Source organism: Actinotalea fermentans, assembly GCF_007991475.1.
GTDB classification, from domain to species: domain Bacteria; phylum Actinomycetota; class Actinomycetes; order Actinomycetales; family Cellulomonadaceae; genus Actinotalea; species Actinotalea fermentans.
Genome location: NZ_BJYK01000012.1, coordinates 71,170 through 88,074, shown reverse-complemented (window position 1 = coordinate 88,074; position 16,905 = coordinate 71,170). Strand labels below are relative to the sequence as shown.

Annotated in this window: 15 protein-coding genes; 4 read left to right on the top strand and 11 right to left on the bottom strand. The window is 71.4% G+C overall.

Annotated features, from left to right (window positions below):
• Nucleotides 1-120: 120 nt before the first annotated feature.
• From AFE02nite_RS16060 to AFE02nite_RS16040, 5 genes are all read right to left on the bottom strand, one after another.
• Nucleotides 121-1,569: a multicopper oxidase family protein gene (locus AFE02nite_RS16060; protein ID WP_146820037.1), complete on the bottom strand. Its 1,449-nt coding sequence runs from the start codon at nt 1,567-1,569 to the stop codon at nt 121-123.
• Between the two features lie 110 nt (nt 1,570-1,679).
• The gene (locus AFE02nite_RS16055) at nt 1,680-2,108 is read right to left on the bottom strand and encodes a hypothetical protein (protein WP_146820027.1); all 429 of its coding nucleotides are present in this window, start codon (nt 2,106-2,108) and stop codon (nt 1,680-1,682) included.
• A 49-nt stretch (nt 2,109-2,157) separates the two neighbouring features.
• Nucleotides 2,158-3,225, bottom strand: coding sequence for an FAD-dependent monooxygenase (locus AFE02nite_RS16050; RefSeq protein WP_052113450.1), 1,068 nt, complete (start codon nt 3,223-3,225; stop codon nt 2,158-2,160).
• Between the two features lie 29 nt (nt 3,226-3,254).
• Nucleotides 3,255-3,902 (bottom strand): response regulator, encoded by a 648-nt coding sequence (locus AFE02nite_RS16045; protein ID WP_034243945.1) that lies wholly within the window; start codon nt 3,900-3,902, stop codon nt 3,255-3,257.
• Nucleotides 3,899-5,068, bottom strand: a complete 1,170-nt coding sequence (locus tag AFE02nite_RS16040) for a sensor histidine kinase (RefSeq protein WP_034243947.1) — start codon at nt 5,066-5,068, stop codon at nt 3,899-3,901. Before AFE02nite_RS16040 ends, AFE02nite_RS16045 begins: the two co-directional genes overlap by 4 nt.
• Before the next feature lie 210 nt (nt 5,069-5,278).
• Between AFE02nite_RS16040 and AFE02nite_RS16035 the strand changes: the two genes are divergently transcribed.
• The 3 genes from AFE02nite_RS16035 to AFE02nite_RS16025 all read left to right on the top strand — a co-directional run bounded on the left by AFE02nite_RS16035 (nt 5,279) and on the right by AFE02nite_RS16025 (nt 8,000).
• Nucleotides 5,279-5,734, top strand: a complete 456-nt coding sequence (locus tag AFE02nite_RS16035; RefSeq protein ID WP_034243949.1) for a hypothetical protein — start codon at nt 5,279-5,281, stop codon at nt 5,732-5,734.
• Nucleotides 5,731-6,141, top strand: coding sequence for a hypothetical protein (locus AFE02nite_RS16030; RefSeq protein ID WP_052113451.1), 411 nt, complete (start codon nt 5,731-5,733; stop codon nt 6,139-6,141). Before AFE02nite_RS16035 ends, AFE02nite_RS16030 begins: the two co-directional genes overlap by 4 nt.
• Nucleotides 6,142-6,653: 512 nt before the next feature.
• On the top strand, nt 6,654-8,000 hold the full coding sequence (locus tag AFE02nite_RS16025) for a WD40 repeat domain-containing protein (RefSeq protein WP_146820026.1): 1,347 nt from the start codon (nt 6,654-6,656) through the stop codon (nt 7,998-8,000).
• An 81-nt stretch (nt 8,001-8,081) separates the two neighbouring features.
• Here the strand turns inward: AFE02nite_RS16025 and AFE02nite_RS16020 are convergent, their stop codons facing one another.
• The 5 genes from AFE02nite_RS16020 to AFE02nite_RS16000 form a co-directional block, all read right to left on the bottom strand.
• A complete protein-coding gene (locus tag AFE02nite_RS16020) occupies nt 8,082-10,148 on the bottom strand; it encodes a right-handed parallel beta-helix repeat-containing protein (protein ID WP_052113452.1) in 2,067 nt (688 codons plus the stop codon).
• Entirely contained in the window at nt 10,145-10,738 is a 594-nt protein-coding gene (locus AFE02nite_RS16015) for a DUF624 domain-containing protein (protein WP_261765672.1), read from the bottom strand. Before AFE02nite_RS16015 ends, AFE02nite_RS16020 begins: the two co-directional genes overlap by 4 nt.
• 96 nt (nt 10,739-10,834) lie before the next feature.
• A complete protein-coding gene (locus AFE02nite_RS16010) occupies nt 10,835-11,803 on the bottom strand; it encodes a carbohydrate ABC transporter permease (protein WP_034243952.1) in 969 nt (322 codons plus the stop codon).
• Nucleotides 11,804-11,812: 9 nt separating this feature from the next.
• Nucleotides 11,813-12,865: an ABC transporter permease gene (locus AFE02nite_RS16005; protein WP_034243954.1), complete on the bottom strand. Its 1,053-nt coding sequence runs from the start codon at nt 12,863-12,865 to the stop codon at nt 11,813-11,815.
• Nucleotides 12,866-12,964: 99 nt separating this feature from the next.
• Nucleotides 12,965-14,659 (bottom strand): extracellular solute-binding protein, encoded by a 1,695-nt coding sequence (locus AFE02nite_RS16000; RefSeq protein WP_261765671.1) that lies wholly within the window; start codon nt 14,657-14,659, stop codon nt 12,965-12,967.
• 477 nt (nt 14,660-15,136) lie between these two features.
• On the opposite strand from AFE02nite_RS16000, the gene AFE02nite_RS15995 reads away from it, so the two are divergent.
• On the top strand, nt 15,137-16,138 hold the full coding sequence (locus tag AFE02nite_RS15995; protein ID WP_034243957.1) for a LacI family DNA-binding transcriptional regulator: 1,002 nt from the start codon (nt 15,137-15,139) through the stop codon (nt 16,136-16,138).
• A 106-nt stretch (nt 16,139-16,244) separates the two neighbouring features.
• Here the strand turns inward: AFE02nite_RS15995 and AFE02nite_RS15990 are convergent, their stop codons facing one another.
• Complete coding sequence (locus tag AFE02nite_RS15990) at nt 16,245-16,868, bottom strand: trimeric intracellular cation channel family protein (protein WP_146820025.1); 624 nt, start codon at nt 16,866-16,868, stop codon at nt 16,245-16,247.
• Between the last annotated feature and the right edge of the window lie 37 nt (nt 16,869-16,905).

Here is a 16,905-nt window from a genome sequence, read left to right as displayed (position 1 = left end):
GGGCGGGCCCGGCCCATCCGTCAGGGAGCGGCGTCTGGGGCCGGTCGCGTACGTCAGCGTGCGACCGGCGTTGTCGCCCGCGGGCGTACCGGGCCGCTGCGGCGTCGGGGAGGGCCGCGCTCAGTGGCCGGCGGCGTGGGACCGGGCCGGCTCCTCGCCGTCGGTCACGACGAACTGCGCCATGAGGCCCTGGTCCTCGTGCAGGAGGAGGTGGCAGTGGACCATGTACGGGGAGTCGGGGTCCGCGTAGTCCTCGAACCGCATGAGCAGGCGGTAGGTGCGGCGTGGTTCGAGGTAGACGGTGTCCTTGCGGCCGGCGAGCTCCGGGGATGGGGGCGCGCCGTCCACGTCGAGCACGTGGAACTGCACGTCGTGGACGTGCCAGTTGTGCGGGAACCGGTCGAGGTTCGTGACCTCCCAGATCTCCGTGTCACCCACGTGCACGGTCTCGTCGATGCGGTCCATGTCCATGGTCCGGCCGTTGATGCTGCGGTCCTGGACCTCGAACCTCCGCGTGACCGCCGCGTCGTCCGGATCGACCGCGTCGCCCGGCTCGACCGCCTGGCGCTGGGGGACCGGCGCGGACTGGCGCAGCGAGGCACCGGCTGCGAGGCGCAGCACCGGGAAGGTGTCGTTGCCGCCGAAGGCGAACGGGGCGGCGACGTCCCCGAGGTCGGGCGCTCGGGAGACGAGCGTGGTCTCCGAGCTTGGCGCCATGGCGACGACGATCTCCGCGCGTTCGCCGGGTGAGAGACGGACGTGGTCCGTCTCGTGGGGCTCGGGCAGCAGCCCGCCGTCGGTGGCCACGTGCCAGAAGCTCCGGCCGTCCTCGAGCGCGAAGTCGTACACACGAGCCGTCGAGCCGTTGAGCAGGCGGAGGCGCACCAGCTCGGTGGTCACGTCGAGCATCGCGCCGGCGACGCCGTTGGTGAGCACCGTGGAGCCGAGGAGGCCGACCTCGTTCCCGTCGGAGTCGAGCTCGAGCCGCCCGTCGGCGTCGAGCCGCTTGTCCTGGACGACGACGGGGACGTCGTCCACGCCGTACTCGGCGGGCAGCCCCGAGGGAACGCCGTCCTCCACGAGGAAGAAGCCCGCCAGTCCGCGGTAGACGTGCTCCTCGGTGCTGCCGTGCGGGTGGGGGTGGTACCAGAGGGTCGCCGCCGGCTGGTCGATGGTCCACTCGGGGCGCCATGTCCCGCCGGGCTCGATCATCTGGTGGGGGCCGCCGTCCATGGCGGCCGGGAGGTGCATCCCGTGCCAGTGCACGGTGGTGGGCTCCGGCAGGGCGTTGGCGACCTTGACCGCCACGCGCTCCCCACGCGACGCCCGGAGCGTGGGACCGAGCATGTCGCCGTTGAAGCCCCAGGTGGGCGTCCGGACGCCGGGGAGGAGCTCGGAGGTGCCCTCCTGCGCGGTGAGCTCGAAGACCCGGATCCCGTCGACGACGGTCGAGGGGGCGAGCGGCGGGATGGGGAGTGGGACGTCGAAGGCCGCGGGCGCCTCCACCGGCGACAAGGACGACGGCCCGACGACGTCCTGGGCGGAGCACGCCGCGGCACCGGCCAGCATGCTCGCCGCCACCAGCGCCGCCGGGAGGGCTCGGCGGAGATGGGTGCGGCGACGGTCGGACGGGTGTCCGCCCGGCGAGCCGCTGGCATCGATCCGCGCGGGCGCGCCGGTCACCGGCGCGCCCGCGAGTTCTGGAGCTGTCGGGCCAGGACCCCGGCCAGCGCCCCCAGGCCGGCCGAGCGGGCGATCTCCACGATAGCGACGACGGCGGCGATGCGGCCGTCGACGGACGGCCGGACGTCGAGCGCGAGGGACAGGCCCAGGAGGAGCACCCCGTAGACGACGCCGGCGAGGGTCAGCGTCGCGACAGGTCGGGGGACGCGCCCGAGCCCGGCACCGAGCACCCATGCGAGCCCGACTAGCCCCAGGACGAGCAGGGCGGTGGCCGGTTGGCCCAGTGCCTCGTCCAGGCCGACGACGTCGACCAGTGGCCAGAGCAGCGCGAGCGAGCCGAAGCCGACGATGAGCGGCCAGCTCAACAGCGGCTGCGGGCCCCGCGGATCGAGGACGGGATCTGGGGTGGAGGACTCGTGTGACATGCCGGGACGGTACGGAGCGGCTGCGCCGACCCGCGTCGTGCTCGTGTCGTCACCTGGTGTCGCCCGTCGGCGACGTCGAGGTCGCCTGTCGGCGAGCGCCGTCGGCGGCCCGGACGAGCGCGTCGCGAAGCGGGATGCCGCGCTCGAGGGTGGACGCCCGGTTCGCGAGGCGGGCGAGCCGCACCAGGCGCCGGGTGGCCGGCCTGCGCTCGCGGTCGTAGCGGCGCAGCGCCGTCTCGACCCGGTGCTCCTCGCGCACCGCGCGTGCGAGCGCCACGGCGTCGAGGATCGTCTCGCACGCCCCGCGGCCCAGGTTCGGTGCCATGGCGTGTGCGGCGTCGCCGAGAAGTGCGACGTTCCCGCGCACGTAGGGCCCCAACGCTGGGACGTCCGAGAGTCGGCGCCTGTCGACGGTGCCGGGTTCCACGGCCGCGAGCACGGCCGAGACGTCCTCGTGCCAGCCGGCGAAGAGGGCGTGGAGGTCGTCCGTCATCCGTACGGGGTCATCTCCGGCGGGCGCCGACCCGGCGCGCACGCAGGCGAACCAGTTCGTCGTGCCGTCCCCGTTCGGGGTGATCCCGAAGAGCCGGCCGGGTCCCCACGTCTCGGTGATGCGGTCGACGGCACCTGGCACCGTGCCGCGGAAGGCCACCGTGCGCAGGACCCGTGGGCCTACCGCCCAGTGGGCGGAGCGGACGCTCGAGTGGATGCCGTCGGCGGCCACCACCAGGTCGGCCGCAGGTAGCATCCGGGGGTCCGTGACCTGTACGCCCCACTGCACGGTGCCCGCGGGCAGGCTGCGGGCGAGGACGTCCAGCAGGTCACCGCGCGACACGAGCTGCACGCCACCGGGGACGCCGACGCCGGTGAGGGTGCGGCCGTCCGGCCGGAGGATCTCCGCACGCGTGCACATGACGGAGCGCCGTCGCACGTCGTCGCCCAGCCCGAGCGCGTCGAGCGCTCCCATCGCCGCGGGCCACATGCCGAGGGCGGTGCCCCGGCGGGGCGGCGCGGGGGAGCGTTCGAGGACGACCGCCTCCCATCCGGCGAGGTGGAGCGCCCGCGCGACAGCCAGGCCTCCGATGCCCCCGCCGACGACGACGGCAGAACCGCGCACAGCACCTCCTCTGGTCGGGCCGCCGACGGTCAGGCCAGCCCGGACCGGTGGGCGATGATGGCGAGCTCGGTCCGGTCCCGCGCGTCGAGCTTGGCCAGGATCCGGCTGACGTAGGTGCGGGCCGTCGCCGGGCTGATGTACAGGACCGCGGCGATCTCGTCGTTGGTGTCGCCGTGACCGACCCGCTGGAGCACCTCGAGCTCGCGCTCGCTGAGCGTGTCGAGCCGGGGATGGGGCTGCGGCTGCGGCGGGCTCGCGGCAACGAAGTCCATGAGGCGACGCGTGATCGCCGGTGAGAGCAGGTTGCCTCCGGAAGCGGCGGTGTGAACCGCCTGCCGCAGGTCGGGTCCGGGGGTGTCCTTGAGGAGGTACCCCGCCGCGCCGACACGCACCGCCTCGATGACGTCGGCGTCGTCATCGAACGTCGTGAGGATGAGGACGCGGGTCGCCTCGAGGCGCACGTCGGCCCGGATCCGCCGCGTGGCCTCGATCCCGTCCGTGCCCGGCATCCGGATGTCCATGAGCACGACATCGGGCCGGTGCCGCACCGCCAGCTCCACGGCACGGGCACCGTCCGTCGCCTCGGCGACGACGGTGATCGTCGGGTCGCTCGTGAGCAGGGCGCGCAGGCCGGCGCGCACGAGGTCCTGGTCGTCGACCATCAGAACTGTCGTCATCGCTCCTCCCCGAGGGGCATCGTCGCCGCGACGACGAAACCGGTGGCTGTCCAGCCGGCATCGAGCGTCCCGCCGAGCGCCTCGGCCCGCTCACGCATCCCGGCGATCCCGTGGCCCGCCGACGGTTCCCCGTGCTCGGTGGGCGGGCGGCTGCCGTCGTCCTCGACGCGGACGTGCAGCATCCCGGCCGCCGTGTGCACGGCCACGCGGATCCGACGGGCGTGGGCGTGGCGGACGACGTTGGTCACCGACTCCTGGACGATCCGGTAGGCCGCCGCCTCGACGGCCGCCGGGATCGGCTCGCCGAGGGTGACCTCGTCGACGACCTCGAGCCCGGCGACGCGCGCCGGCCGGACCGCCGAGGCGAGGGCACTCAGGCCTGGCACCTCGCGCGACGTCTGGCCCGGCCGCCGCAGGAGGGCGACCGTGCGCCGGAGGTCCGCGAGCGTGCTGGTCGTCGTCTCCTGGATGACGGCGACCGCCTGCGCCACCGCGGCGTCGTCGCGCCCGACGGACTCGGCGGCCACCTGCGCGTGCAGGGCGACGACGGTCATCGCGTGGCCGACGGAGTCGTGCACGTCCCGCGCCATGGTCAGGCGTTCGGCGGTGAGGCGTTCCTCGGCCTCGCGGCGGTAGCGCTCGGCCACGAGGTCCGCGATCTCCCGTGCGCGCGCTTGGAGCGCCCGACGGGAACGGACGCCGTCCCCCAGCGCGACGGCGGCGGCGAGCATGAGGGCGTTCCAGACGAGCTCGTACCCGAGGACGAAGTCGGCCGCCTGGCCGACGGCGAGCCGGTACCCCGTCGAGATCGCCAGGACAGCCACGGATCCGAGGACCGCGACGGCGGTGCGGCCCACCTCGGCCGCGGAGAAGACGGCGGCGGCGACGGGCACGGCAACCCCGACGGGCGGGTAGCCGGCGGCGTAGTAGGCGAGCAGGCCGCCGACGGTGAGCGCCACGACGAGGGCCGGATAGCGTCGGCGCACGAGCATGAGCGCCCCGAGCCCCGCGGCCCAGAGGTAGGGCATGGCCCCGGGCCGCGACCCGTCGACGTCCGCGGTGATCACCAAGGACAGCGTCAGGGCGACGGACGCCGCCAGGATCGCGTCGGCGACCCAGGGGGCGGTCTCTGCGACGGCGTCCTGGGCAGCGGTGTCGGCAGGCATGCCGCCAGGGTAGGCAGCGTCCGTCGGCGCCGGGAGTCGCCACGGGGCGACTCCCGGCGTCGCCCTGGACCGTATGGAGGTCCTGATCCCGGACCGACGCGGCGCAGTACGAGAATTTCTACGGTCGGCGCCATGACTACTTCGACTCCTCCCGTTTCCCGTCAGCTCGGCCCGTCAGCCGTCGACCACACGCCCCGACGGGCTGGCCCCGTGCGGCGGTTCCTCGGGCTCCCCACGACCGCCGTCGTCGGTCTCGCCGCCCTCGGGCTGCCGCGGGTCGTCCTGCACGACTTCGGTGTTCTGACCGGTAGCTCGGTCACGTCCTTCCTCCTCGCCGTGCTCCCGCTCGTCGCGTGGGTCGTCGTCGCGACGCGGCCCGTCGTGCGGGCGCCCTTCCTCGCCCTCGTCGCGACCGGCGCGGTCCACGGCGTCCTCCTCGCGGCGACCCACCAGCTGCTCTGGACGCGCGCGTTCGACGGCGCGCCCCCTCGGCTCGGCGACAACCTCGCGGGCATCGACCCGGAGCTGCAGGACGTGGTGCTCCGCGGCGCCGCCGTGTTCTCCGGGATGCACACCGGGCTCGCGCTCGGCGTGCTGACGGGCGCCGTCGCCTGGGCGATCGTGCGCCGGCAGCGCCGGGCGGCAGTCCAGTCGTCCTCCCGATGACACGGGGGCCGGGCACCCGGGCTGCCACCCACCGCCCGACGGTGGCCTGGCTGACCGGGAGCGCGCTCCTGGTACCCGTCCTCAGCGGCGCGACGCCGGCCGCCAGCCCAGGTGAGGGGCCGGTCGTGCCCCGGGGGTCGGCGCACCTGCTCGTCCTGGGGGTCTGGGTGGCGGTCGTCGTCTTCGGACGGCGACCGTCACCCCTGCGCACACTAGCCCTGTGCGGCGTCCTGGCCGGGCCGCTCGTCGTGATCGCCGATGCGGCCCTGGCGACGTACACCGGTGTCGCGTCACACGTGGCGGGGCGCGACGCCTTCGCCGTCATCGCGGAACTGTTGCGGTGGGCCGGGGCCGGTCTGGCGGCCGGTGTCGTCGCGCTGGTGATCCTTCGGCTCGGGCGATCTTGAGCGGGTCAGGCCTGCGGCTCGTCTGGGCGAGGTTCGGTTCGTGCACCACAAGGGGAGGTGCACTCATACCCAGAGGTCGCAGGTTCAAATCCTGCCCCCGCTACTCATCACGAAGGCCCGGACCATGAGGTCCGGGCCTTCGTGATGAGTAGCGGGGGCAGGCAGGGCCGCCCGGGTACCGACCCGTGACCGCAGGGACTCGTGGCGCGCGTGCACAACGTGACGGCCACGGCTCCGCCAGACTGCTGCTCACGAAGCAGTTCTCGTACGTCCAGTGCCGGTGCAGCACGGGAGGCGCCCAGATGTCCGTCGCACCTGACGACAGAGACGTCGCGTGGCGGTCGGCGGCGGATCACGTGGTGCAGGACGAGGACGGCACCGCGATCGCGCAGTCCCAGGCGTTGTGGGCTGCGGCGGTCGCTGCGTCCTTCCCCCTGGGAGGGGACATCCGGTGCGACGGCGCCGCGTTCGGTCCCGCGCGGCTTCCAGATGGCCGGGTTGTGCATCGACCCGTGGTTGCCGTCGTCGCGGAGGACCCCGTCCGCGCTCTGAAGGCCTGCCGTGCGGCATGGGGTCGCTTCCAGCGCGTGGACGTCGATGGCATCGAGGATCCCGACGACGGCGAGGGTGAGGCGCCCGACCCGTTCGGTGACCCAGCGCTGGTGGGCGGACAGGTCCTGGTCGGCCTCGACACCCGTAGGGACCTGGAGCCGCTGCCGCACCGAGCGTGGGCGTGCCTGTTGATCCTTGCCGAGGAGCTCCGGGCGTACGGGTGCGCGCCCTGCTCGATCAGCTCGGTGGTGATGTTGCCCGGGGACGAGCCCGAGGCCGTCGGCAGGGACGGCCGCGGGACGCCGGCGTCTCACCGGCGTCCTGAGCCTGGCGAGGAGGTGCAGGAGAGCATGGACCCGCCGTCATGGCTGCCGGCCTTCCACCGGGTGGAGCGACCCCGCGTGGGGCTTCCGGCCGGTCCGGTGCCGTTCGTGATGGTGGTTCGCGGCTGGGTGTTCGCCTGGGACCCGCAGGAAGGGCTGCTCACGCTGCCGGGACGCGAGGAGGAGGTCTTCGGACGCGTCACGATCACCTGGGAGTGCCTGTCGGCCGACGGGACCGTGCTGCACTACGAGCGGGCTGCCCGACCGGACCACGGCGACCCGCCGGCGGGATGCGTCAGGTACGACCTGGCCACCGGCCAGAAGCGGCTGGTCTCCTCCGGCCCGGATGTCGCGGTGGCGGTCGGCGGATGGCCGCGGCTGCGGCATGACTGGCGCTCGGAGCCCCAGCGCCTGGTCATCGTGCGGTCGGCCGATGAGGACCCGAACGCCGCGCGTGCCCTGCCCCTCACAGATCAGCTGATGGGGGACCTGAGCGGGCCGGGGGCGCAGTTCTCACCGGACGGGACGGCGTTGCTCACGAGCCATGCTGGAGCAGAGGGCCACCATGTCGCGGTCACCGACGCGGCGAGCGGCACGACCCATCGCTTCGAGGGCGTCCAGGCGAGCGGGTCCGCCTCCTGGAGCCCGGACGGGACCAGGTGTCTGGTCTCGTGGGGTCCGCAGCAGGTGCTCGACGTCCGAACAGGGCAGCGGACGTCGCTGAACGGGCACAGGTTCCGATCCGACGACGTCCCCGGTCGGGGGGAGGCACGGGCACTGGGGTGGCTGGACGACGACGGCGTCCTCGTGCGGCAGAGCTACGGCAGGCGCGTCCGGCTGTCCTACCAACCCCTGCACGCCGGGGTCCGGTTTCCGATCCTCGACCTTCCCACGCCCGGCGCTGCGGCGTACGACGCGCCCGTCTACCTGGCATCCCAGATCGTGCGGAGCACCCCGGAGTCCGTGGGGTTCCTCGGGCCCTGACCGCCGGGGCTGATCGGACCGGCACCGGTCTGGCAGATGACGGCGCCCGACGGGTGGGTCAGAGATGATCAACGACGAGGGTCACGCCTCACCGTTCGCCGCCGACCTGCCGGGCCCCGGCGCCGGTGCGGGTGCGGCAAGCACCCGTGTCGCAGGCCCCGTCACGGCGAACGGCCCGGGCACGAGCTGGTCTCGTGGCGCCCCGAACACGTCTGTGGTCAGGTCCAGATCGGACCCGTCGGGATTGGTGTAGGGCATCTCGGCCTGGTAGCTCCGACCGAGCCGCGCCGTCGTCACCGCAGCGACGACGGCGAGCTCACCCGCGTCGCTCACGTCCACACGGACGGTTCCGGCCTCGGCGTCGACCACCTCGACGCGCACCGGTGACGTACCGATCACGACGGCCCCGGGCTCCGCGCGGAACGGCTCGGCGCCGGCCGCGTAGAGGTTGCCCTCGATCCAGACCGGGAGCCGTGGCCCGGCCAGGTCGCTGCCACGCTCGCTGGGGTACTCCTGCGCCGTCGGGTACGCGTCGTACTGTGACGTGCCCACGGGCGTCGGCACGAAGGTCGCCCGGCCGGGCACGCCGTCCATGTCGATCGCGCCGGACCAGAAGCTGGCGAGCGCAGGCTCCGCCTGCGCGTCTGCTCCGGCGGGTTCGCCGGTCGCGCGTTCGCCGACGAAGAGGTTGTTGTAGAACCGGTTGTCGCCGCCGAGGATGTTCGAGACGCCGTAGACGGCCGTCGAGTGCGGGACGTGGTACGGGGTGTACCGCTGGTGCTCCGTGCAGTTCGCGATGCGACCCGCGACGTAGTTGTGCACGTAGGCGCCGCCGGAGGACATGTCCTTGACCGCCCACGGCGACAGGAAGAGGTTGGAGTCCACGAGGTACGGGCCGTGGCAGACCTCGACCATGAAGTCCTCGGCGGTCGAGGCGTAGAACACGTTGCGCCGCACGAGGGTGCCCTGCGCCTGCCAGTCGAGCCACAGCGCGCGGTGCGTGTGGTGGATCGTGTTCCCGCTGATCACGGTGTCGATGGCGGCGTGCAGCTTGATCCCGGCCACCTCGGCGCCGTGCCACTGTCGCTTCACGTGGATGCGTGAGATGTGGTTGTCGGCGATGGTCGAGAACGCCGCCCCCAGGTGCCCGACGACGCCGGCCTGCTCGCAGTCCCGGATCGTGTTGCGGCGCACGGTGTGCGAGCCGACGTGGTCCCGGTGCCACGGGTGCGGCTCGCCCGCGTCCGGTCCGCCCAGGACGAGCGCGCGCTGGATCACCTCGCGCTCGCGCTGCGTGCCGCCCTTGTCGCCGGCGGACCCCGCGGTCCACTCGTTCTGCCCGGTGCTGGCTTCCTTGCCGAGCGAGATGCCGACGTTCTTGGAGTCGGTGATCGTGTTGTCCTCGATCACCCAGCCCTTCGACCAGTGCGGGCCGATCAGGCCCTCCTGCAGCGCGGTGGGCGGGGCCCACTGCGTGGCGGCCTTCGTCAGGGTGAACCCGCGCACCGTGACGTGGTCGACGCCCGTCGTCGCCGGCCAGAAGACGAAGGTGCGGACGTTGATCTCGATCTCGTGCTCGGCCGGGTGCGCGCCCCCGAAGTTCGCCCAGATCGTCGTGACGTCGTCGCCCACCTCGCAGTACCAGGTCAGCAGCGAGCCCTCCGGGTCGAACGAGTCCGGGGTGACCTGGGGGTGCTCGACGCCGCCGAGCGTCTGGGACTCGTACATCGACGTGCCGTCGAGATACACCTCGCCCGTGTGCCAGGTGTTGACCTGGTCGAAGAACCAGTCCCCGCCGATGCGCTCCGCGTACGGGTTGCGCTCCCCGAACAGGGTGTTCGGCACCTGCGTGAACCAGACGCGGCCCTCGGCACCGGGGTGGGGGTGCCAGTCGGTGATCACCTCGGCACCGGAGATCGTGACGGGCTCGAAGCGCCCGTCCGGGCCCACCGCGGCCTGGTAGGTGATCGGCGCGTCGACCGTGCCGCCGCGCGGTGGGTTCACCCACTCCCGGTACACGCCTTCATGCACGACGACGGTGTCGCCCGGCACGGCCGCCTGAGCGGCCCGGTTGATGCTCCGGAACGGGGCGTCGGCCGACCCGTCCCCGCGGTCGGAGCCGGTGGTGGTGACGTGCAGGACGGTCACGGCAGTGCCTCCTCCGGCTGCGGGTTCACGTATCCCCGGGCGACGAAGAACCGCTCGAGCAGGTAGCACCACCACACGAGGATCAGGCCGGGGACCACGAACACCGCCGGCATGGCGTTCCAGATGGCGGTACCCCCGACGAGCACGGCGATCCCGAGCAGGAACGTCAGGCTGGGCGTCGTCAGCCCCAGGGTGAACCCGTTGCGCACATGGCGCCAGGTGGGGTTGGTGAAGCGGGCCACGAGGGGGAGGCACCAGAAGACCAGGAGCAGGAGGAAGAGTCCGATGACGAGGAGCGGCACCAGGACCTCGGCCAGCCCGAGCGTGGGCAGGTAGGAGAGCGTGAGGATGCCGACGGCGGCGACCCCGACGGCCAGCAGACCGACGACGGTCGCCTGCTTCCAGCTCTGTCGCCAGGCTTTCGTGGCGACGCCCCACGGCCCAGCGTCCTTACCCAGGACGTACCGCCGGCAGAGCTCGTAGGAGATGACCGTGCCCACTCCCGCGGTCACGACGAGGCCGACGCTCACGAGCCAGAACAGGCTGATCAGGATGACGGAGCCCAGCGCGTCGAGAATGCGCCACAGCATCGACGCGGGGTTGAAGCGGAAGATGGCCGGGACCTCTCGATATGCGACGCGGGGCGCCGTCGGCCTCCCGCGGAGCGCGGGAGGCCGAACGCGCCATCAGCCCTTCACGGAGCCGATCATGAGACCGGACACGAAGTGCTTCTGCAGGAAAGGGTAGACGAGCAGGATCGGGACGGCCGCCACCATGGTGATCGCCGAACGCAGGGCGATCGGTGTGGTGAGCTGCCCACCGGCTCCCACCGCGGCCTGGTTGGCCGCGGAGTTCGCGGAGTTCGCGCCGGCGTTCATCGAGCTCGCGAGAAGCTTCTGCAGCTCGTACTGCAGGGTGGTCAGCGCCGGGTCGCCCGAGTTGTACAGCAGCGTGTCCAGCCAGGCGTTCCAGCTGCCGACCGCCACGAACAGGCCGATCACGGCCAGCACGGGCTTGCACAGCGGCATGATGATCTGCCACCACGTACGGAAGTCGCCCGCGCCGTCCATGCGTGCCGACTCGGTGATCTCCTCGGGGATCGACTTCATGTACGTGCGCAGGATGATCAGGTTGAACGCGCTGATCATCACCGGCACCCAGTAGGCCTGGAAGCTGTTCAGCATGCCCAGGTCCTTGATGAGCAGGTAGTTCGGGATCAGGCCGGCGTCGAAGTAGAGCGTCAGGACGAAGATCAGGGTGATCGGACGCCGGAAGATGAACTCCTTGCGGCTGAGCGCGAAGGCGAGCATCGAGGTGAAGAAGAGGTTCGTCGCCACCACGACCACGGTCTTCAGGGTGCTCATGATGAACGCCTGGTAGATCGTGTCCATGTTGAGGACGATCTCGTAGTTCCTCAGTGAGAAGACCCGGGGCCAGATGCCGATCCCGCCGCGGACGGCGTCCATGCCGTCGTTCAGGGAGATGGCGAGCGTGTTCAGCAGCGGGTAGACCATGATCACGGCGAGGGCCACGAGGAAGGTCGTGTTGAGCGACGTGAAGACGACCCGCTCGGTCGTCCACCGCCGTCGGCGGCGGGCGGGCCTGCCCTGTGCGGCGCTCGGCGCCAGAGGCTTCGCGACAGACGTGCTTGACATGAAGTCCTCCTAGACCAGCGTCTCTTGGTTGAGGCGCTTGGCAGCCGCGTTCGCCGAGCCGACCAAGATGATGGCGACGATCGTCTTGAAGATGCCCGCGACGACGGCGAGGCTGTAGTTGCCGAGCTGGTAGCCGTAGCGCAGCACGAAGACGTCGATGGTCTCGGCCTTCTCGGCGATCAGGCCGTTGCCGAGGAAGTACGGCAGCTCGAAGTTCGTGGACAGGATCCAGCCGCTGTTGATGATGAGCAGCACGACGATCGTGGGCCTGATCCCTGGGAGCGTGATGTTCCACATCTTGCGGTAGCGCCCGGCCCCGTCGACCTCGGCGGCCTCGTACTGGCTCGGGTCGATCGCGGTGATCGCAGCCAGGTAGAGGATCGTGTTCCAGCCCAGCTCCTTCCACAGGTTCGTCCCGGCGACGATCCCCCAGAAGTAGTTCGGCTCGGTCAGGAACAGGACCGGTTCGTCGACGAGGCCCACGTTCATGAGGACCTGGTTGATGAACCCGCCGGAGGAGGGCATCGAGAGCGCCACCGAGGCCAGGCTCGCCACGATCACCCAGCTGAGGAAGTGGGGCATGTAGGTGATGTTCTGCAGGACTCGCTTGAACGGCAGGTTCTTGACCTCGTTCAGCAGCAGCGCGAGGACGATGGCCCCGACCGTCCCGACGAGCAGGGACAGGACAGACTGCCCCACCGTGTTGACCACGACCCGGCGGAACCGTTCACCGTTGACACCGGTGAACAGGTCGACGAAGTTCTCGAAGCCGACCCACTCCTGGTTCCAGATGCTGCCGCGACCCGGCTTGTAGTCCTGGAAGGCGATCGACCAGCCGTAGACCGGGACGTACTTGAACAGGATCTGGTACATCAGCAGCGGGACGGCCATCAGGAGAAGGACCCGCTGCGCCTTGATCCTGTCCCACGTGATCTTGGGCTTCGGGTCCTTCGTCTTCTTCTTCCGGGCCTTGCCGCCTGGAGCACGCGAGCTGATCGCGGGCACCAGGGCCGGTTCGACATCGGAGGCGGTCACAACGGTGCTGACCGGGGCTTGCGTCATCTGTCCAACCTCGCCGTCAGGAGCAGTGGTGGTCACCGGGAGCGGGTCGTGGTGGGGGGCGGTGTGCGCCCCCCACCACGACCGGTCGCTCGCGGGCTGTTACCAGTTGGCGATGCGGTCCTGGATACCGGCGTTGATCGCGTCCTCGTAGACCTGGACGTCGATCCGGCTGATGGCGTCGACGAAGGCTTCCCAGTTCGCGTCGAACTCACCAGGGTCACCGGCGATGATCTTCGGCAGGTTCTGCACGCTGGCGTCGGTGATCTGCTGGTTGACCTGGTTGGCGTCGTCGGAGAGCGTGATGTTCCACGCCGGGTAGTACACGGGGTTCTCCGGCTGCGGGTTCATGAACTCGAGCCAGGTCTGCTTGCCGTACTGCTCCATGAAGCCGCGGTCGTACTCGGTCAGCGTCGCGAAGAACTCGGTGGGCTGGTCGTCGGGGCTGTAGGCGTTGCCGTCGGAGAACTGACCGTTGTGCTTGGGCAGCACGTCGAGCAGCGCGTCGAGACGGTTGGAGGCACGCCAGGTGAGGTCGCGGTAGTTGGCGCGCTGCTCCTCGGTGCGGGTGAACATGCCGTCGTCGCCGACCTCGTAGTCCTCGCCCGCGATGCCCCAGGAGAGCACCTTCTGCCAGGGCTCGCTGAGCATCAGGTCGAGGAACTTCAGCGCCGCCTCAGGCTGGTCGCTGGAGACGGAGACGCCGAATCCCTGGTTGGTGTTCATGACGGGGCGGTCGGCGTACCAGGGCTCGACGCCGTCGTAGACGGGCATCAGGGGCACGTAGGTGTACTCGTCCATGCCGGCGCTCTGCAGCGACTGGGTGGCGGTCTGGAAGTCCCAGCCCTGGTCGTGCATGCCGAGGACGGCGCCGGTGGCCAGCTTCGCGACGTACTGGTCGAACGTCAGGGTGAAGGACTCGGGGTCGACGAGACCTGCGGCGTACTGCTCGTTGAGGACCTCGTAGTAGTCCCGAGCGATGTCCTTGTCGGCGTAGATCTCCGCGTTGCCGTCCTCGTCGACGATCACGCCACCGTTGTTCGGCGAGCCTGCCAGCAGCGCCGGCGGGTTGGTCATGCCCCACTCACGGCCGGTCGACGCCAGGACCTCGAAGCCGACGGTCGGGATGCCGTTCGTCTCGGGGTTCGCCGCCGCGTAGTCCGCGATGAGCTCGAAGTAGCGGTCGAGCGTCATGTCGCTGAGGTCCGGGTAGCCGGCGTCCTCGAGCACACGCTTCTGGATCCAGAACGCGGGGCCGAAGTAGGTGCCGCCCGTGGGCTCGCCGTAGAAGCGGTTGTAGTTCGGGAAGATGTACAGGCCGTCGTCGACCTCTCCGCCCGTGTAGCTCATCTTCTTGATGTCGTCCTCGACGTGCGTCGCGAGGTTCGGGTAGTCCCCGGTGGCCAGCATGTCGTCCAGGCGCAGCAGGGCGCCGCCCTCGAGGAGACGCATCTTCAGGTCGGTGGTGCCGATGAGGTCGGGGTAGTCGCCGCCCGCGAGCATGACGCCGATCTTCTGGTCGACGTTGTCCGGCGTGACGATCTCGTACTCGAGGGTGACGCCGAGCTGCTCCTTGAGCAGCTCGGTGATCTTGTTGTCGGCGGCCGGCGCCTGCTGCGCCGTCGTGATCCAGACCGAGAGCGTCGTCGGGTTGCTGGGGGTCAGCGTGCCCGACGCGTCCGCGAGATCGCCCTCGGGGATGACGGGCGCCGACGACGGGCCGTCTTCGGCTTCGCCCGAGTCGCAGGCGGCGAGGCCCGCGGACATGACTGCTGCCACGAGGACAAGAGCGGACAACTTCCTTCTTGCGGTACGCACCGAGGTCTCTCCCTTGAGATCAGTTCCGGTCGGCCTTGACTGGAACCTGTGCAAAGCGGACGCACGTTGGAGACCGGGCGTCCTCATCCCGGCGGGATTTTAGCGTTAAAGTAGAGACGCCCTCGCGACGACGTCAAGGCCTCGCGCATCTCGAAAAGGTCACGGCCGCGTCCGGGTGCGACCGTTCGGGTGCCGGAGGTACGGAGCGCCTGCACCTGCACCTCGACAGGCGGTGGTCCGGCGGACCCGCGAACCGGGGGTCGCCTCCGGGGGTGGGGTTCGCCCACCGGCTGGTTCGCGATCCGGCCGGCCCCGCCCACCTCTGCCCGGACGGAGATCGGGGTCTGGCGCTTCCGCGTTTTATCGATATATTGAGCGCGCTCCGGCAGCGTGGCCGAGGCGCGTGGGTCGGCGGACTACGCTGGACCGGCGCGATGAGCGAGGAGAAGGACGCGCATGGTGAGGATGGCGGACGTGGCCCGCGCGGCCGGCGTCTCGGTGATGACCGTGTCGAACGTCCTCAACGAGCGGCTTCCCGTCGGCGAGTCGACGCGCGCCCGCGTCATGGAGGCCGTCGAGGCCCTCGGGTACGAGGTCAACCTGACCGCGCGGCACCTGCGGGCCGGACGGACCGACACCGTCGCCTTCGTCGTTCCGAGCTTCCACGACTACTTCGGCGAGCTCGCCGACCAGGTCGCCCCGCTGGTCGAGGCGGAGGGCCGTCACCTCGTCCTCGAACGCACGAGCGCCAACGCGGAGCAGGAGATGGAGGCGCTGAGCGTCGCGCGGCTCCGGATCTACGACGGCGTCCTGCTCTCCGTCGCCGGGCTCGACCTGGAGACGCTCGCACGGGTCCGCACCGCCAAGCCGATCGTGCTGCTGGGCGAGCGCGACGTTCCCGAGCACTTCAACCACGTGCGCCTGGCGAACGAGTCGGGCGCCCACCTCGCCACGGCACACATGATCGAGCGCGGATCGCGCCGCATCCTCGCGCTCGGGTGCTCGCCCGACGCCACGCACATGATGACGGACCGCCGCGTCGGGTGGGAGAACGCGTGCCACGAGGCCGGCCTCGCGGCCGATCCGGCCTACGTCGTGCCCGTCAGCGACTACACGTCCCTCGGTGGTCGCGAGGCGATGCTCAAGGTGATCGCCTCGGGGCTGCCCTTCGACGGGGTCTTCGCCGTCACCGACATCGTCGCGCTCGGGGCGCTGTCCGCCCTGGCGGACAGTGGGCTGCGCGTCCCCGGCGACGTCCAGCTCGCCGGCTTCGACAACCTCGACATGTCACGCTTCATCCCTCCGGGCATCACGTCGGTCGACGTCAACCGCGAGGGCGTGGCCGAGGCGGCGGTCGGACTGCTGCACCGCCAGATGTCGGGCTGGACCGGTCCCGCCGAGCACGTCGTCGCACCCGTCCGCCTCGTGGTGCGTGGATCCACCCGGGGCGGCGCCTAGCCCGATCGGGAGCCGCGCGCTCGACGGCCGCACGCTCGACGGCCGCCCGCTCGACGGCCGCACCCAGGCGACCGTCCACCGGCCCTGCACCCCTGCGCGACGCGCGTCACGCCTCGGGGTCCCGGGCCGGCGCGTGCAGGTCGAACCGCACGCCGAGCATCCTGATCGCGAAGCACAGGACGGCGCCGACGACCGCCGCGGGCGCGGCGGCCGCGGCCGAGCCGCCCGCGAGCACGGCCACCGCCGCCCCCGCGAGCGCGGGGATCGCGTACAGCTCGCTCGTCAGCACGCTCGGCACGTCGCCCACCAGCACGTCGCGGATGGTGCCCCCGCCGACGGCGGTGATGGCGCCCAGGAGGATCGCGGGGGCGGGCTGGAGCCCGAGCTCCACCGCCTTGTGCGCGCCGGTCACGCAGAACACCGACAGGCCGATGGCGTCCAGCACCACGATCGCCCGGTGCAGGCCCCGCGGCGGCCGGGCGATGACCCACGCGGCCGCCGCTCCCGCGAACGCGGCCGCGAGGTAGTACCAGTGCTGGAACGCGGCCGGCGGGGTCGCGCCCAGCAGCACGTCGCGGATGAGGCCGCCGCCGATCGCCGTGATCACCCCGAGCGACAGCACGCCGACGATGTCGAGCCGCACCCGCCGCGACGCCGTCATCGCGCCGTTCAGCGCGAACGTCACCGTCCCGAGCAGGTCGAGCGTCAGGACGACGTCGGCGCCGGTCATCGGGTCCCTCCTTCGCAGCGTGCGGACGTGGGGGACG

Bases quoted from the DNA above. Each gene is read 5' to 3' on its own strand.
- AFE02nite_RS16060 (WP_146820037.1), bottom strand. From the start codon at position 1,569: ATGCTGGCCGGTGCCGCGGCGTGCTCCGCCCAGGACGTCGTCGGGCCG.
- AFE02nite_RS16055 (WP_146820027.1), bottom strand. From the start codon at position 2,108: ATGTCACACGAGTCCTCCACCCCAGATCCCGTCCTCGATCCGCGGGGC.
- AFE02nite_RS16045 (WP_034243945.1), bottom strand. From the start codon at position 3,902: ATGACGACAGTTCTGATGGTCGACGACCAGGACCTCGTGCGCGCCGGC.
- AFE02nite_RS16040 (WP_034243947.1), bottom strand. From the start codon at position 5,068: ATGCCTGCCGACACCGCTGCCCAGGACGCCGTCGCAGAGACCGCCCCC.
- AFE02nite_RS16030 (WP_052113451.1), top strand. From the start codon at position 5,731: ATGACACGGGGGCCGGGCACCCGGGCTGCCACCCACCGCCCGACGGTG.
- AFE02nite_RS16015 (WP_261765672.1), bottom strand. From the start codon at position 10,738: ATGCTGTGGCGCATTCTCGACGCGCTGGGCTCCGTCATCCTGATCAGC.
- AFE02nite_RS16010 (WP_034243952.1), bottom strand. From the start codon at position 11,803: ATGTCAAGCACGTCTGTCGCGAAGCCTCTGGCGCCGAGCGCCGCACAG.
- AFE02nite_RS16005 (WP_034243954.1), bottom strand. From the start codon at position 12,865: ATGACGCAAGCCCCGGTCAGCACCGTTGTGACCGCCTCCGATGTCGAA.
- AFE02nite_RS15995 (WP_034243957.1), top strand. From the start codon at position 15,137: ATGGTGAGGATGGCGGACGTGGCCCGCGCGGCCGGCGTCTCGGTGATG.
- AFE02nite_RS15990 (WP_146820025.1), bottom strand. From the start codon at position 16,868: ATGACCGGCGCCGACGTCGTCCTGACGCTCGACCTGCTCGGGACGGTG.